Source organism: Actinobacillus lignieresii (genome assembly GCF_900444945.1).
GTDB classification, from domain to species: domain Bacteria; phylum Pseudomonadota; class Gammaproteobacteria; order Enterobacterales; family Pasteurellaceae; genus Actinobacillus; species Actinobacillus lignieresii.
Genome location: NZ_UFRM01000001.1, coordinates 2,020,001 through 2,037,030, shown reverse-complemented (window position 1 = coordinate 2,037,030; position 17,030 = coordinate 2,020,001). Strand labels below are relative to the sequence as shown.

12 protein-coding genes, 2 rRNA genes and 1 pseudogene (1 of these 15 cut by a window edge) are annotated in these 17,030 nt (G+C 42.7%); 7 read left to right on the top strand and 8 right to left on the bottom strand.

Features of this window, described 5'->3' with window-relative positions; genetic code table 11:
- Positions 1 to 55: 55 nt before the first annotated feature.
- From DY200_RS09650 to DY200_RS09635, 4 genes are read right to left on the bottom strand one after another with little or no spacing between them, the layout of a single operon-like run.
- A complete protein-coding gene (locus DY200_RS09650) occupies positions 56 to 1,126 on the bottom strand; it encodes a sulfate/molybdate ABC transporter ATP-binding protein (RefSeq protein ID WP_115587806.1) in 1,071 nt (356 codons plus the stop codon).
- A 9-nt stretch (positions 1,127 to 1,135) separates the two neighbouring features.
- A complete protein-coding gene (gene cysW, locus DY200_RS09645; RefSeq protein WP_115587805.1) occupies positions 1,136 to 1,951 on the bottom strand; it encodes a sulfate ABC transporter permease subunit CysW in 816 nt (271 codons plus the stop codon).
- A 12-nt stretch (positions 1,952 to 1,963) separates the two neighbouring features.
- Positions 1,964 to 2,776 carry a sulfate ABC transporter permease subunit CysT gene (gene cysT / locus DY200_RS09640; protein ID WP_115587804.1) on the bottom strand — a complete coding sequence of 271 codons (813 nt, stop codon included), beginning with the start codon at positions 2,774 to 2,776 and terminating at the stop codon, positions 1,964 to 1,966.
- An 18-nt stretch (positions 2,777 to 2,794) separates the two neighbouring features.
- Positions 2,795 to 3,799 carry a sulfate ABC transporter substrate-binding protein gene (locus DY200_RS09635; RefSeq protein ID WP_115587998.1) on the bottom strand — a complete coding sequence of 335 codons (1,005 nt, stop codon included), beginning with the start codon at positions 3,797 to 3,799 and terminating at the stop codon, positions 2,795 to 2,797.
- Between the two features lie 274 nt (positions 3,800 to 4,073).
- Here DY200_RS09635 and cysG point away from each other — a divergent pair, with 274 nt between their 5' ends.
- From cysG to DY200_RS09615, 4 genes are all read left to right on the top strand, one after another.
- On the top strand, positions 4,074 to 5,498 hold the full coding sequence (gene cysG / locus DY200_RS09630; RefSeq protein ID WP_115587803.1) for a siroheme synthase CysG: 1,425 nt from the start codon (positions 4,074 to 4,076) through the stop codon (positions 5,496 to 5,498).
- A gap of 12 nt (positions 5,499 to 5,510) precedes the next feature.
- Positions 5,511 to 6,245, top strand: a complete 735-nt coding sequence (locus DY200_RS09625; protein WP_115587802.1) for a phosphoadenylyl-sulfate reductase — start codon at positions 5,511 to 5,513, stop codon at positions 6,243 to 6,245.
- Positions 6,246 to 6,259: 14 nt separating this feature from the next.
- Positions 6,260 to 7,186 (top strand): sulfate adenylyltransferase subunit CysD, encoded by a 927-nt coding sequence (gene cysD / locus DY200_RS09620; protein ID WP_115587801.1) that lies wholly within the window; start codon positions 6,260 to 6,262, stop codon positions 7,184 to 7,186.
- Between the two features lie 80 nt (positions 7,187 to 7,266).
- Positions 7,267 to 8,559: a sulfate adenylyltransferase subunit 1 gene (locus DY200_RS09615; RefSeq protein WP_115587800.1), complete on the top strand. Its 1,293-nt coding sequence runs from the start codon at positions 7,267 to 7,269 to the stop codon at positions 8,557 to 8,559.
- A gap of 111 nt (positions 8,560 to 8,670) precedes the next feature.
- On the opposite strand, the gene DY200_RS09610 is transcribed toward DY200_RS09615, so the two are convergent.
- The gene (locus DY200_RS09610; RefSeq protein WP_005613403.1) at positions 8,671 to 9,558 is read right to left on the bottom strand and encodes a LysR family transcriptional regulator; all 888 of its coding nucleotides are present in this window, start codon (positions 9,556 to 9,558) and stop codon (positions 8,671 to 8,673) included.
- Between the two features lie 109 nt (positions 9,559 to 9,667).
- On the opposite strand from DY200_RS09610, the gene DY200_RS09605 reads away from it, so the two are divergent.
- The 3 genes from DY200_RS09605 (at position 9,668) to cysI (ending at position 13,925) form a co-directional block, all read left to right on the top strand.
- Positions 9,668 to 9,973, top strand: a complete 306-nt coding sequence (locus DY200_RS09605) for a monooxygenase (protein ID WP_115587799.1) — start codon at positions 9,668 to 9,670, stop codon at positions 9,971 to 9,973.
- A gap of 346 nt (positions 9,974 to 10,319) precedes the next feature.
- Positions 10,320 to 12,131, top strand: a complete 1,812-nt coding sequence (locus tag DY200_RS09600) for an assimilatory sulfite reductase (NADPH) flavoprotein subunit (protein ID WP_115587798.1) — start codon at positions 10,320 to 10,322, stop codon at positions 12,129 to 12,131.
- Between the two features lie 27 nt (positions 12,132 to 12,158).
- Positions 12,159 to 13,925, top strand: a complete 1,767-nt coding sequence (gene cysI, locus DY200_RS09595; RefSeq protein ID WP_115587797.1) for an assimilatory sulfite reductase (NADPH) hemoprotein subunit — start codon at positions 12,159 to 12,161, stop codon at positions 13,923 to 13,925.
- Between the two features lie 111 nt (positions 13,926 to 14,036).
- On the opposite strand, the pseudogene DY200_RS10870 reads toward cysI, so the two are convergent.
- The 3 genes and pseudogenes from DY200_RS10870 to DY200_RS09580 form a co-directional block, all read right to left on the bottom strand.
- Positions 14,037 to 14,171: pseudogene (locus tag DY200_RS10870) on the bottom strand (glycosyltransferase); the annotation flags it as partial.
- A 399-nt stretch (positions 14,172 to 14,570) separates the two neighbouring features.
- Positions 14,571 to 14,686, bottom strand: a 5S ribosomal RNA gene (rrf, locus tag DY200_RS09585).
- Positions 14,687 to 14,788: 102 nt separating this feature from the next.
- A 23S ribosomal RNA gene (locus DY200_RS09580) occupies positions 14,789 to 17,030 on the bottom strand (it continues 660 nt past the right edge of the window).

Sequence of the window (17,030 nt, the reverse complement as noted above, 5' to 3'; positions counted from 1 at the left end):
GCAAACTTTTAGGCAAAATTAACCGCTTATCTCTATATCTAACGCTTCATATAACCTAGATCATAAATTCAATCAATTCGTTTTGCACAAAGAAATTTAATAATAACGGTCGAAAATAAACTTCATCGCCTATGCAAAATTGTTCTTGTCCGAATTGAGCATAGCTGACGGATATTTCTATCGGCTCGTGATTTTTATGTAACACCTCTAAAAATACCGTAGGGCCGGCGGTGTGTACTCGGGAGATCACGCCTTTTAACGTATTTTCAATTTTATTTTTAGTTATTGCCATTTCATGCGGACGTACATAAACCACTACATCATCAGCAGCATAACATTGTTCGATTGGTTTTTTAAACGTATCAATATGCAAGGCGCCGGCTAAAATATAGCCGTGTAAAATATTCACATCGCCCAAAAAATTTGCCACAAATGCACTTCTCGGTTGTTTATAAACCTGTTCCGGCGTGCCGATTTGCTCGATTTGTCCTTTATTCATCAGAATGATTTTATCCGCAACTTCCAATGCTTCATCTTGATCGTGAGTTACAAAAATACTGGTGAGGTTAATTTCATGATGAAAATCACGCAACCAACGGCGCAAATCTTTACGCACTTTCGCATCTAAAGCGCCGAATGGTTCGTCTAACAGCAACACTTTCGGCTGGGTTGCGATCGCTCTTGCCAAGGCAACACGTTGACGCTGACCGCCGGAAAGCTGATCAGGATAGCGTTCGCCGATATGTTCCAGCTGAATCAGTTCCAAGAGATTTTTAACTTTCGTTTGAATTTCCGCTTCGGATAAACGTTCTTGTTTTGGCTTCATACGTAAGCCGAAAGCGATATTGTCGGCAATCGTCATATGGCGAAACAGCGCATAATGCTGAAACACAAAGCCGATATCCCGTTCTTTCGCCGAAAGTTGGGTCACATCACAATCATCAAACAAAATTTGACCGCTTGTTGCAGTTTCCAGTCCGGCAATAATACGTAACAACGTGGTTTTTCCGCAACCGGACGGCCCGAGTAAGGCGGTCAGTTCACCATTTTGAATACTAAAATCAATATTGTTTAGTGCTTGGAATTGTCCAAAGCGCTTATTAATTTGTTTAACGCTAATTGCCATAATGCCCCGCTATCGTGCTAATTTCGCCTCTGTCCACTGACGAATAAATAATAAAATTAAAGATAAACCGAGTAATAAAATCGCAACCGAAAATGCCGCTACAATGTTGTATTCGTTGTATAAAATTTCGATTTGCAACGGTAAGGTGTTAGTTAATCCTCGTATATGCCCTGATACCACCGAAACCGCCCCGAATTCGCCTAACGCACGAGCGGTACAGAGTACCACGCCGTGTAATAACGCCCATTTGATATTCGGTAAAGTGACGTGATAGAAAATTTGCCAGCCGTTTGCACCCAATACCGCCGCCGCTTCTTCTTCCGTTGTGCCTTGTGCTTCCATAATCGGAATCAGTTCTCGTGCGACAAAAGGCACGGAAACAAATAGGGTGGCTAAAATAATGCCCGGAATAGCATAAACGATTTGAAAATCGACCGCTTGTAAGTGCGGATAAAGCCAACTCTGTGCGCCGAATAACAACACGTAAATCAGTCCTGCCACCACCGGTGAAATCGAAAAAGGTAAATCAATTAAGGTAAGCAAAAGCTGTCTGCCTTTAAATTGATATTTAGTCACAGCCCAAGCTGCGGCAATGCCGAAAATGATATTCAGCGGTACGGCAATAGCGGCGGCTAACAAGGTAAGTTTTAGCGCAGCAAGCGTATCTTCCTCGCTGATTGACGCAAGGAAAAAATCCAAGCCTTTTGCCAATCCTTGTGAAATTACCACCAATAACGGTAAAAGTAGCAAAATCACAAATAGCAGAATCGCTAAGCCGATTAATAGCCTTTCAACAAGCGGTCGTTTTTTGAGTAAACTTTGCATATTTCTTCCCTTCTATTTTGCTGTCCGCTTAGCGAAGTAACGCTGAATCAGATTGATCACAAAAATCAGTACGAATGAGATGATCAGCATTAATACGCCAATGGTTGCCGCCCCAACATAATCGTATTGATCGAGTTTTGACATAATTACAAGCGGTAGGATTTCGGTTCTAAACGGCAAATTACCGGAAATAAACACGACCGAACCGTATTCGCCGATGCCACGTGCAAAAGCGAGGGTAAAACCGGTAATCCAAGCCGGTAAAATTGCCGGAAAGATTACATAGCGAAAGGTCTGAAACGGGCTAGCGCCTAAAATTTCCGCCGCTTCTTCCACATCTTTCGGTAAGTCTTCCAGCACCGGTTGTAGTGTGCGAACTACAAAGGGCAACGTGACAAACAATAATGCTAAAGTAATACCTAATGAGCTGTAGGCGATTTTGGTTTCAAAAAATTGCCCGATAATACCGTTGCGAGCGTAAATCGCCGTCAGTGCAATGCCGGCTACCGCAGTTGGCAAGGCAAACGGCATATCAATAAAAGTATCCATTAATCGCTTGCCCCAGAATTGGTAACGCACCAATACCCATGCTAACAATAAACCGATAAAACTATTCACTAATGCGGCACTGAATGCGCTTTTAAAAGATAACCCCAACGCTAATAATAACTGCCGGCTGGTAATCAATTTAATAAATTGTTCGGCAGAAATTTGGGCGGAAAAGATAAATAGACCGGCTAACGGAATCAGTACTACAAGGCTTAAAAATGTGAGGGTATAACCTAACGAAAGGTTAAAACCGGGAATAATTCGAGTTTGTTGCATAACATTTCCTTAGCCTATTTATTGGTAAATTTTTTCTAAGATTTGATCGAAAATCGCACCGTCATCAAAAAATTTCGGTTGAATCAATTCCCAGCCACCGCAAAAAATGTCGTGCATTTTAAGTAATCTTAGCTCGGGAAATTGTTGGCGAAATTCCGCTAAAATTTGACCGCTTGCAGGACGGTAATAATGCTTAGCAATCAGGCGTTGTGCCGCTTCGCTGTATAAATATTGCAGATAAGCCTCCGCTTGTTTACGAGTACCTTTTTTATCCACCACTTTATCTACCACGGCAACCGATGGCTCGGCAATAATCGAAACTTTTGGAGTGACTATTTCAAACTGATCACCGCCTTCTTCTTGTAATGCCAAATAAGCCTCGTTTTCCCAAACAAGTAAAACATCGCCCAATCCTCGTTGGATAAAGCTCATCGTCGCGCCTCTCGCACCGGTATCTAACACCGGTACTTGTTGATAAAGGCGAGTAACAAATTCCAATGCTTGCTGTTCCCTACCGAAACGATCTTGAGCATACGCCCAAGCCGCTAGAAAATTCCATCTTGCTCCGCCGGACGTTTTTGGGTTCGGCGTAATCACTTCAATACTCGGATCTCGCACTAAATCCTGCCAGTCGTAGATCCGTTTCGGATTCCCTTTACGTACTAAAAATACAATGGTCGAGTGATACGGTAAGCTACGTTCAGCTAAACGTTGCTGCCAATTCGGCTCGATCAGATCTTGATGTTTATTTAACGCATCAATATCACCGGCTAACGCTAAGGTAACGACATCCGCTTGCAAGCCGTCAATCACCGCACGAGCTTGTTTACCGGATCCGCCGTGTGATGTTTTTATCGTGATCTGCTCACCGCTTTGTTGTTGCCAATAATCGGCAAACAGGCGATTATATTCTTTGTAAAACTCACGGGTCGGATCATAAGAAACGTTTAATAACTCAACCGCATAAGCCTGTACTGACAGCATTAAGCAAGCGGTTAAAAAATAGAATTTTTTTACAATCATCATAATAAATCCTCATATTGGCTAAAAAATCTAACCGCTTAAACCGCTTTAACAAAGAACCGAAACTTTATTGATATATCCATATGGAATAAAAACAGTAAAAAACATCACGAATTGCTTGTTATAAAACAAAAAACCTTAGATCAAGCCTTTAAAACTGCGATTTATTCCAAAAGACTATAATCTATATCCTGTTATTATTTTTCAGAATAACGAATTTCTCTTATAACTTAATAAAACAAATCGTGGCTTGTTTTAAGCGTGTGGGGGAAAAATGAATTACTTACCAATTTTTGTAGATTTAAAAAACCGACCGGTATTGGTCGTTGGCGGCGGACACGTTGCCGTACGTAAAATTGATGCCTTATTAAAAGCCGGAGCATCAGTCAAAGTGGTGGCTGAGAAACTCCATTCCTCGCTACAAGTTTTAGTGGATGAAGGTAAAGTCGAATGGCTTGCTACAACATTTGAAGCGAGTCAAGTTACCTCCAGCTATTTAGTGATCGCCGCTACCGATGACAATGCCTTAAATCAACAGGTATTTGATACGGCGGAAAGCCAACAACGCTTAGTGAACGTAGTGGATGACCAACCTCGTTGTAGCTATATTTTCCCTTCGATTATCGATCGTTCTCCAGTGCAAATTGCGATTTCTAGTGGCGGTGCCGCGCCGGTCTTAATTCGTTTATTACGCGAAAAATTAGAAGCCTTGATTCCGCATAATTTGGGCGCAATGGCAGAGATAGCGACCCGTTGGCGTTATGCGGTCAAAACCAAATTTCCTCAATTAACCCAACGCCGCCGTTTTTGGGAAAAACTGTTTACCCATCAAAGTTTTCAGCGTCTGACTGAAAATCATCAAATCGAACAAGCGGAAGCATTAGTGGAAGCTGAATTACAAAACAATAATCCGGTTTTGGGTGAGGTTTCGTTAGTCGGTGCGGGGCCGGGCGATGCCGGTTTACTCACCTTAAAAGGTTTACAAACCATTCAACAGGCGGATGTGGTGTTATATGACGCACTGGTTTCCGAAGCGATTTTAGAATTGGTTCGCCGTGATGCGGATAAAGTGTTTGTCGGTAAACGAGCCGGTAAACACAGCGTCAAACAGGAAGATACCAATCAGCTACTGGTGAAATATGCCAAACAAGGTAAACGGGTGGTGCGTTTAAAAGGTGGTGATCCGTTTGTATTCGGGCGTGGCGGCGAAGAATTAGAAATCCTTAAAGCGGAAAATATTCCGTTTAGTGTTGTGCCGGGTATTACTGCCGCATTAGGAGCGACCGCTTATGCAGGGATTCCGCTTACGCATCGTGATCATGCGCAAACGGCAATGTTTATTACCGGTCATTTGAAGCCGGACGGAAACCGACTTAAATGGGAAACGCTTGCCCAAGGCAATCAAACGCTGGTGGTTTATATGGGAACAATTAAAGCCGCTGAGCTGTCCGCCGAGTTACAAAAACACGGCAAACCGTCCGATACACCGGTAGCAATCATTAGTAACGGCACATTGCCAAATCAACAGGTGCAAACCGGTGTACTGAGTGAATTAGCGGAACTTGCTGAAAATGCTCCAACACCGGCATTGATTGTGATTGGCGAAGTAGTGAAATTACAAAAAGAACTCGAATGGTTCGGTAAACAAGCGATGCAATTTGTTTCAACTCAAGAAACACTATGGAAACAAGCAGCATAACGGAGGAAGACAATGAGTTTTTTAAGACCGAATTTATGGCAAATCCCGACTCCGAGCGAAGCGGATTTTGCAAATCTTAGTCAAAAAGAGACCGCTTTATATCAACGTATTCAACAAATTAGCCAGCAGCACCGTAATGCAAAATTCGCCAACAGTTTGGCGGTGGAAGATATGCTGATTACCGATGTGATCGCCAAAAGCCAAGCAAATATTACCGTGTTCACTTTGGAAACCGGACGTTTAAATCCAGAAACTTTAGCGCTGGTTGATAAGGTGAAAGCAAATTACCCGAATTTAAATTTCCAACTTTATTATCCTGATACGCAAAAAGCGGCGGAATATGATCGGCAAAAAGGTAAATTCGCCTTTTATGAAAGCGTAGAGTTACGCCGAGAATGTTGTTTTATTCGCAAAATCGAACCGCTTAATCGAGCCTTACAAAATGCGGATGCGTGGCTAACCGGACAACGCCGAGAACAGTCGGTCACTCGCACCGCACTTGCTTTACATGAACAAGATACGAGCCGAGGTATCGATAAATATAATCCGATTTTTGATTGGTCCGAATTAGAGGTTTGGGCGTATATCTTAAAACATCAAATTCCTTATAACGAACTGTATAAACAAGGATTCCCAAGTATCGGTTGCGAGCCTTGTACCCGTCCTGTCAAAGCCGGAGAAGATATCCGAGCCGGTCGTTGGTGGTGGGAAAACAAAGACAGTAAAGAGTGTGGATTACATAAATAAAAGGATCTGAAAATATGACAACACAAAATAATATTGAAAACGGACATTTAGATTGGCTTGAGGCGGAATCAATTTACATCATTCGTGAAGTGGTGGCGGAATGTAGCAATCCGGCATTACTGTTTTCCGGCGGTAAAGACTCTGTAGTATTACTCGCTTTAGCTCGTAAAGCCTTTCAGTTGGAAGGTAGAGAACTCGTTTTACCCTTCCCATTAGTACATATCGATACGGGACATAATTATCCTGAAGTGATTCAGTTCCGTGACGAACAAGTGAAAAAATTAAATGCAAAATTGGTAGTCGGCCACGTGGAAGATTCGATTGCAAAAGGCACGGTGGTGTTACGCAAAGAAACCGATTCTCGTAATGCGGCACAAGCGGTCACTTTATTGGAAACCATTGAAGCCAACGGTTTTGATGCCTTAATGGGCGGCGCAAGACGAGATGAAGAAAAAGCCCGTGCTAAAGAGCGGATTTTCTCGTTCCGTGATGAGTTTGGTCAATGGGATCCAAAGGCACAACGCCCGGAATTATGGTCGCTTTATAATGCTAAATTACATAAAGGCGAAAATATGCGTGTGTTCCCGATTTCTAACTGGACGGAACTGGATATTTGGCAATATATCGAACGTGAAAAACTGGAGTTACCACCAATTTATTATGCTCACCAACGTGAGGTGGTAGAACGCAACGGCTTACTCGTACCGGTTACTCCGCTGACACCAAAACAAGCGAATGAAGAAAGTAAAATCGTATCCGTACGTTTTCGTACCGTGGGCGATATTAGTTGCACTTGTCCGGTTGCCAGCGCCGCTGCAACTCCGGCGGATATTATCAAAGAAACCGCAGTAGCCGAGATCTCAGAACGCTCCGCCACCCGAATGGACGACCGAACCAGCGAAGCGGCAATGGAACAACGTAAAAAACAAGGTTACTTCTAAGCACTCAATTTGCCCCAGCGGGGCAACACTATGCGTAACCTAGTACGGCTTTGCCGTGCTAGGAATAAAAGGATAATAATATGAGCAATTTAAACCAATATGCACCACTTCGTTTCATCACCGCCGGTAGCGTAGATGACGGTAAAAGTACCTTAATCGGGCGTTTACTTTATGACAGCAAAGCGTTATTAAGCGACCAGTTATTAAGTTTGAATAAATCTAAAAATGCGGGCGAAGTCATTGATTTTTCGATTCTGACAGACGGCTTAGAAGCAGAACGTGAGCAAGGCATCACCATTGACGTGGCGTACCGTTATTTTTCTACCGCAAAACGCAAATTTATTATTGCCGACACACCGGGGCATGAACAATATACCCGTAATATGGTGACTGGTGCTTCAACTGCTAATGCTGCCGTAGTATTAATTGATGCTTCGCAATTGGATTTTAACCAATCGGAACTGGAATTGTTACCGCAAACAAAACGCCATTCGGCAATCTTAAAACATTTAAATACGCCCACTATTTTAGTGGCGGTAAACAAAATGGATTTGCTGGATTTTGATGTTGCAAAATTTGAAGCAATTACGACCGCTTACCGCAAATTAGCCGATCAGCTTGGCATTCAGCACATACAATTTGTGCCGGTTTCCGCTTTGCAAGGCGACAATATTGTGCATAAAAGCGAACGCACGCCTTGGTATGACGGAGAGCCGTTACTTACTATTTTAGAAAACTTACCGAGCAACGAGAATTTATCGGAGCGAGTGGAAGATTTTCATTTTCCGGTACAGTTAGTCAGTCGTTTAGATCAAGACAAAGCGGACGATTTTCGAGGCTATCAAGGCAGAATCGAAGCCGGTTCGGTGAATGTTGGCGATACGATTCGAATTGAACCGAACGGCTACACCTCGACCGTATCGGAAATTATTAGCCCGAATGGTATCGTACAAAAAGCGGTTGCCGGTGAGCAGGTAACGATTCGTTTGGCAGATGATATTGATATTTCACGCGGCGATACTTTTGTTGCACAACATTCACCGATTATCGCCACAAAACGCTTAACTGCTACGGTATGTTGGTTTGATCAACGAGCATTAAATCCGGCGCGTAAATATTTACTAAAACATACTACACAAACTGTGTTTGCTAAAGTTACTGAAGTTGATCACGTACTAGATGTAAAAACCTTGAGTAATTCGGCGGAAGCGGACAGCTTAAAATTAAATGATATCGGTGAAGTACAACTTAGCTTACAAAAGCCGATTACCGCCACCACTTATGCACAAAATGTTGCGACCGGATCATTTATTTTAATTGACGAAGCGACCTATCACACGGTAGCGGCAGGGATGATTCTTGCTACGGAATAAGGTTCACCTTAAGAATAAGCGGTCTAAATTTGTTAATTTTTTACAACCGTACTTGATTAACATAATGTAACCCTTTCCTTAAGTCGGAAGATGCCGAATGAAATATGTTTTTCAAACGGCATCTTGATTCGAATGTAATTTCTCTTTGAGAAAATCAATAAATACTTGGGTTTTAGCCGGAATCAGTTTCGTTTCGGTTAAAGCGTAAATCAGATGCTCTCCTCCTTGCCAGTCTGGTAATACTTCTGTAAGCAACCCATTCTGTACCGCATTTTTAGCTACCACATCGGGTAATAAAGCGATACCTAAACCATCACTTGCCAATTGGCATAAAAAACCGATATTGTTTGCAGAAAAACGTCCTGATATAGGTATTTCAACCATACGGTCATTTTGCGTAAGTTGCCATTTTTGCTGGGAGCCAAATGCTAGACAATTAAGTTCGGCCAGATTTTCCGGTATTTGAATCGGTCTATTTCTCGCTAAGTAAGTAGGCGAAGCATACAACCGAAGTTGGGACTGAGTTAGAAATCGTGCGATGTAATGAGAGTCTTCTAATCTCCCGATACGAATCGCTAAATCGACCGGATTGCCAACTAAATTGATTTTTTCATCAGAAAGATGAAACTGACAGTTAATTTCAGGATAACATTCGGCAAATTCGGCTAAATAAGGTAATAAGAAAATCTTGGCAAAATCCTGCGTGGTAGAAACACGAAGCAAACCGCTTGGCTTATAGCTCATTTCATCAAGTGCTTCATGAGCTAGCTCGGCTTCGATAACAACTCTTTTACAACGTTCAAAATAAATCGCACCGGCTTCCGTCAGCTCTATTTTTCGTGTTGTACGATTGAGTAATCTTAATCCGATGGCTTTTTCTAATAAACTAATTCGACGAGAAAGAGTCGATGTTGGTACGTTCATTACATTTGAAGCGTTTTTAAAACCGTTAGCTTTAACCACTTCTACAAATAACCGCATATCATCAAGTGAAATCATAGATTATCCCATTTTTGAAAAAGTGAATTGTATTTTAGCCTGTTTATCCTAATGCTGAAATTATTCATAATGGTTTTATCACAACTTATTATTCGTTTAGGAGGATAGAATGACTAAATTATTACAATTGCACTTCGACTATCATGGTCCTTTTGGTGAAGATATGTCTAACCAATTAGTGGAACTTGCTCAATCCATCAACGATGAGCCAGGCTTTATGTGGAAGATATGGACAGAAAATTCGGAAACGCAAGAAGCGGGCGGTATTTATGCTTTTGAGAATGAAGAAACTGCTCTTGCTTATGTAGCAAAACATACCTCTCGTTTAAAACTATTCGGTGTGGAAGAAGTAATCTATAAATTATTCGATATTAACGAACCGCTCACATTATTGAATAAAGGACGAGTGAAATAAGTGAAACGATTTTACTTTCATTATCAAGTGGTAATGGCATTATCCGGATGCCATTATCCTTAGTGAAATCATTAATAATAGTAAATTATTCATAAGCCCAGGCTTCTTGATATCGGTTATACTTTTGAATAAATAGCAAAATCTTTTCCTATATTCCCAAAACGCATAAAAATACCTAATTTTTCTTCCTCCAGTCACAAATTTCTTTATAAACTTTGATCTAAGCTCACGTTTTAAATTCTATATTCCATTCTGCTCTAAACTATTCTCTGTTAGTATTTTTAAGAATAATAAAATCCCTTTATAAATATACTATTGAACTATTTTTTAAACGTGGGGATTTTATATGAGCGTTGAAAATAAAGGGGAATTACCTTTATCCGCTGAAACCGTACAAGTTTTGGCAAATTTAGATCATTTGCAACTGGCATGGCTGTCCGGCTATGCGTGGGCAAAAGCACAAAGTACAACTAACATTGGTGAAAATTTTGCAAAAGATCCGTCAAATTTGACCGCTTTGGTGCCGGCAGAACTGCTTAAAGTGACGGTACTTTCCGCTTCACAAACCGGTAATGCGAAATCCGTTGCCGATAAACTCGCCGAACGCTTAACCGCTGAAGGGATAAATGTGACTCGCACTTCATTAAAAGACTATAAGGCAAAAAATATTGCCGATGAGCAGATCGCCTTATTAGTTACCTCAACGCAGGGCGAAGGCGAAGCACCGGAAGAAGGCGTAGTGCTGTTAAAGCTACTCAATGGTAAAAAAGCACCGAAATTAGACCGCTTGCAATTTGCCGTATTAGGTTTAGGCGATTCTTCTTATCCGAACTTCTGCCAAGCTGGTAAAGATTTTGATCAGCGTTTTTATGATTTAGGTGCAACGCGTTTATTCGAACGTGTCGATGCAGATTTAGACTTCCAAGCAACCGCCGATCAATGGATCAATGAGATTGTCGAGATCATTAAAGCCAAGAATAACGAAGGTGCTGCGGTTAATTTAGCGCCAAATTCTTCCCAAACTCCCGCTACAACTAGTCAATCAAAATACAATAAAGCGAATCCATTTCCGGCAACGCTTATCACCAACCAACGTATCACAGCAAAAGATGCGGAAAAAGATGTACGTCATTTAGAATTTGATTTAAGCGGATCCGATTTGAGCTACCAATCCGGCGATGTTTTGGGTGTTTACTTTGAAAATGATCCGGCGTTAGTCAATGAAATCCTAACCGTTCTCGGTTTATCCGCAGAAGAACAAGTAACTCTGCAGGATAAAACACTACCGCTAGCCACCGCTTTACAAACGCAATTTGAATTGACGCAAAACACAGCGGCTTTCGTCAAACATTATGCGGCTCTCGCTAATCATACCGAACTCAATACGATTGTAACGAACAGCGAACAATTACAAAATTTTGTGCAAAATACACCGCTTGTTGATGTTATCAATCTATATCCGGCAAACCTCTCCGCCGAACAATTTATTGCTTTACTGCGTCCGATTACCCCTCGTTTATATTCGATTGCCTCCGCACAGTCGGAAGTCGGTGAAGAAGTACATCTCAGTGTTGGCGTTGTCCGTTACGACTATAACGGCAAAGCACGTGCCGGCGCTGCATCTAGCTATTTAGCCGATCGTGTTGAAGAAGATGGGCAAGTGCGGATCTTTGTTGAACACAATGACAACTTCAAATTGCCGCAAGATTCCTCTAAACCGATCATTATGATTGGTTCCGGTACCGGCATTGCACCGTTTAGATCTTTTGTACAACAACGTGCTGCTGATGAAGCAGAAGGCAAAAACTGGCTGATTTTTGGTAATCAACATTTCGCCTCCGATTTCCTATATCAAACCGAATGGCAACAATTTGCTAAAGACGGCTTCCTACATAAATACAGCTTTGCATGGTCACGAGATCAGGAGCAAAAAATTTATGTACAAGACAAAATCCGTGAAGAAGGCGAGACATTATGGCAATGGCTACAACAAGGTGCTTATCTCTATGTGTGCGGCGATGCTAGCCGTATGGCGAAAGACGTTAATCAAGCCTTATTAGATGTGATTGCACAGCAAGGCAATCTAAATGCGGATGAAGCAGAAGAATATTTAGATCACTTACGTGAAGAAAAACGTTATCAACGTGATGTTTATTAAAAATCAGTGGAATTTAGGAGTGATAAAATGAGTGATAAAAAAACCAAAGGCTTAGAATGGCAAGAAAAACCGTTGTCTGACAACGAGCGCTTAAAAACCGATAGCAATTTCTTACGTGGCACAATTTTAGATGATTTAAAAGACGGCTTAACCGGCGGTTTCAAAGGCGATAATTTCCAACTAATTCGCTTTCACGGGATGTATGAGCAAGATGACCGTGATATTCGTGCCGAGCGTTTAGAAGAGAAACTTGAGCCGTTAAAATTTATGTTACTTCGTTGCCGTTTACCCGGCGGTATTATCAAACCTTATCAATGGATTGAGATTGATAAATTCGCTCGCGAACACACCCGTTACCAATCCATTCGCTTGACCAATCGCCAAACATTCCAATATCACGGCGTACCAAAAGGCAAATTACAACCGATGCACCGTTTGTTACATAGTATCGGTTTGGATTCAATTGCGACCGCTGCCGATATGAATCGTAACGTACTTTGTACTTCCAATCCGATTGAAAGCGAATTACATCAACAAGCTTACGAGTTTGCGAAAAAGATTTCGGAACATCTCTTGCCTCGTTCTCGTGGTTATTTAGATGTTTGGGTCGATGGTAAAAAAGTCGAAAGCTCGGACGATTTACTTAAAATTGAAGATGAACCGATTCTCGGTAAAACTTATCTTCCTCGTAAATTTAAAACCGCCGTTGCTATTCCACCGCTTAACGATGTTGATGTGTATGCCAACGATTTGAACTTTATTGCGATTCAAGATGAAAACGGACAGCTATGCGGCTTTAACGTATTAGTCGGCGGAGGATTATCCTTCGAACACGGTAACACCAAAACTTACCCGAATGTGGCTTATTCACTCGGCTTTGTACCGTTGGAACACACGCTTGCCGCTGCCGAAGGCGTAGTAAAAACTCAACGTGATTTCGGTAACCGTTCCGACCGTAAAAATGCACGTGTGCGCTATACCATACAAAATATGACACTTGACGGCTTTAGAGCGGAAGTGGAACGTTGTATGAATATTAAATTCGAACCGACACGTCCGTATGAATTTACTGAACGTGGAGACCGTATCGGCTGGGTTAAAGGTATCGATAATAACTGGCACTTAACCTTATTCATTGAAAGCGGTCGTATTACCGATAAACCTGAAAAACCTTTAATGACAGGCGTGCTGGAACTCGCTAAAGTACACAAAGGCGACTTCCGTATTACCGCAAACCAAAATTTGATCGTAGCTAATGTTGCGGAACAAGATAAAGCACAAATTGAGGCGATTGCTCGCCAATACGGATTAATCCAAGAAATTTCGAAATTGCGTGAAAACGCAATGTCTTGTGTTTCCTTACCGACTTGTCCACTAGCAATGGCGGAAGCGGAACGCGTATTACCGGATTTTATTAGCGAACTCGATAAAGTCTTGAGTAAGCACAATGTTGCAGACGAAAGCATTATTACCCGTATCACGGGCTGTCCAAATGGTTGCGGACGGGCAATGTTAGCGGAAATCGGCTTAGTCGGTAAAGCGATTGGACGCTATAACCTACATATCGGCGGCGATCGTGCCGGTTTGCGTATTCCTCGCTTATATAAAGAAAATATTACCTTACCGGAAATCGTCAATGAAATTGACCAATTAGTTGCACGCTGGGCAACGGAACGTCAAACCAACGAAGCTTTCGGTGACTTTGTTATTCGCTCTAATATTATTGCCCCGGTTGTCAATGCTCATATTGATTTCTGGGATGCAACGAAAATTATTCCAACAACTATAATCTAAACCTCGTGGTATAACACACCACCTTGCGGTTAATCTGTAAAGTAGGGCAGATTGACCGCTTTTTTCAATATCTATAATCTCCGAATACAATTTAAAATGATTTAATTGCTTTAAGTAATAGTAATTACCAAATTGATAATTATATTTCCGATGTAAAGGCAACCAAGTATGCCGAAACAGCATATTTAAAATATCTTGGTTTCCTAAATCCCCACCTTGGCAACTATATTTTTCGATGCTTTCCATTAACTTCTGCTATAAGTCAGGAATTTCTCGGCATTTTTATTATTTGATAACAACATGCCTGAATTAAAGAAAGTAAGGATATCTGTTTAATATCGAAAACTTAAAGTAACAGTTACTCAAAATATAATCTTCAACAGCATATGGAATCGTTTTTCCCAACAAGCGGTCAAATATCCCTTATTTGTTGCAAATCCAATAAAAAATCATACGCATATTTATAAAATAGTCAGGGCTAAATCAAGGAATAAATAACGAGAGAATAAAGAAAAAAGTAGGAAGAAATGAATCAATAAAAGGAATAAAACAAGGAAAAAATAAAGTTTCAAAATGGCAAAAAACCCTGTCGTTATTACTAACCACAGGGTTTCTTGCTTCGTTTTCGCTTTCGCGCTAAATTCAATCCGGCGATGCCCTACTCTCACATGGGGAAACCCCACACTACCATCGGCGTTACTGCGTTTTACTTCTGAGTTCGGAATGGATTCAGGTAGAGCCACAGCACTCTGGTCGCCAGAATATTCTGTTGATGTCTTTTGTCTTCTTTGTCTTTGTTCTTTCTTCTTAAATTCGAAACAAGCTGCTACTGAGTGTAGCGCTCAAAAACACTTGAGCGTTGTATAGTTAAGCCTCTCGGGCAATTAGTATGTGTTAGCTCAACGTATCACTACGCTTACACACCACACCTATCTACGTCGTAGTCTCCAACAACCCTTACAGTCTTATAGACTGGGAGAACTCATCTTGAGGCAAGTTTCGTGCTTAGATGCTTTCAGCACTTATCTCTTCCGCATGTAGCTACCCAGCAGTGCCTCTGGCGAGACAACTGGCACACCAGTGATGCGTCCACTCCGGTCCTCTCGTACTAGGAGCAGCCCCTCTCAATTCTCCAACGCCCACGGCAGATAGGGACCGAACTGTCTCACGACGTTCTAAACCCAGCTCGCGTACCACTTTAAATGGCGAACAGCCATACCCTTGGGACCTACTTCAGCCCCAGGATGTGATGAGCCGACATCGAGGTGCCAAACACCGCCGTCGATATGAACTCTTGGGCGGTATCAGCCTGTTATCCCCGGAGTACCTTTTATCCGTTGAGCGATGGCCCTTCCATTCAGAACCACCGGATCACTATGACCTGCTTTCGCACCTGCTCGACTTGTCCGTCTCGCAGTTAAGCTTGCTTATACCATTGCACTAACCTCACGATGTCCGACCGTGATTAGCAAACCTTCGTGCTCCTCCGTTACGCTTTGGGAGGAGACCGCCCCAGTCAAACTACCCACCAGACACTGTCCGAGTACCCGTTCCGGATACTTCGTTAGAACATCAAACGTTAAAGGGTGGTATTTCAAGGACGCCTCCAACAACACTGGCGTGTCATCTTCAAAGGCTCCCACCTATCCTACACATCAAAATTCAATGTTCAGTGTCAAGCTATAGTAAAGGTTCACGGGGTCTTTCCGTCTAGCCGCGGGTACACCGCATCTTCACGGCGATTTCAATTTCACTGAGTCTCGGGTGGAGACAGCCTGGCCATCATTATGCCATTCGTGCAGGTCGGAACTTACCCGACAAGGAATTTCGCTACCTTAGGACCGTTATAGTTACGGCCGCCGTTTACTGGGGCTTCGATCAGGAGCTTCTCTTGCGATAACACCATCAATTAACCTTCCAGCACCGGGCAGGCATCACACCCTATACGTCCACTTTCGTGTTTGCAGAGTGCTGTGTTTTTAATAAACAGTTGCAGCCAGCTGGTATCTTCGACCGGTTCAACCTTCGTGAGTAAATCACTACAATCTACGCCGGCGCACCTTCTCCCGAAGTTACGGTGCTATTTTGCCTAGTTCCTTCACCCGAGTTCTCTCAAGCGCCTGAGTATTCTCTACCTGACCACCTGTGTCGGTTTATAGTACGGTTTAGTATAACCTGAAGCTTAGTGGCTTTTCCTGGAAGCGTGGTATCGGTTACTTCAGTTCCGTAGAACCTCGTCATCACTTCTCGGTGTTGAATGGTGTTCCGGATTTGCCTAAAACACCCACCTACCGGCTTAAACGCACATCCAACAGTGCGATAACCTAACCTTCTCCGTCCCCACATCGCAGTTATACCAAGTACGGGAATATTAACCCGTTTCCCATCGACTACGCTTTTCAGCCTCGCCTTAGGGGCCGACTCACCCTGCCCCGATTAACGTTGGACAGGAACCCTTGGTCTTCCGGCGAACGAGTTTTTCACTCGTTTTATCGTTACTTATGTCAGCATTCGCACTTCTGATACGTCCAGCAAACCTCTCGATTCACCTTCATCCGCTTACAGAACGCTCCCCTACCCAACAATGTTTCCATTGATGCCGCAGCTTCGGTGACTAGTTTTAGCCCCGTTACATCTTCCGCGCAGGCCGACTCGACTAGTGAGCTATTACGCTTTCTTTAAATGATGGCTGCTTCTAAGCCAACATCCTAGCTGTCTAAGCCTTCCCACTTCGTTTCCCACTTAACTAGTACTTTGGGACCTTAGCTGGCGGTCTGGGTTGTTTCCCTCTCCACGACGGACGTTAGCACCCGCCGTGTGTCTCCTGAGTATCACTCTTCGGTATTCGCAGTTTGCATCGGGTTGGTAATCCGGGATGGACCCCTAGCCGAAACAGTGCTCTACCCCCGAAGGTGTCCGCTCAAGGCTCTACCTAAATAGATTTCGGGGAGAACCAGCTATCTCCCGGTTTGATTGGCCTTTCACCCCCAGCCACAAGTCATCCGCTAATTTTTCAACATTAGTCGGTTCGGTCCTCCAATTAGTGTTACCCAATCTTCAACCTGCCCATGGCTAGATCACCGGGTTTCGGGTCTATACCTTGCA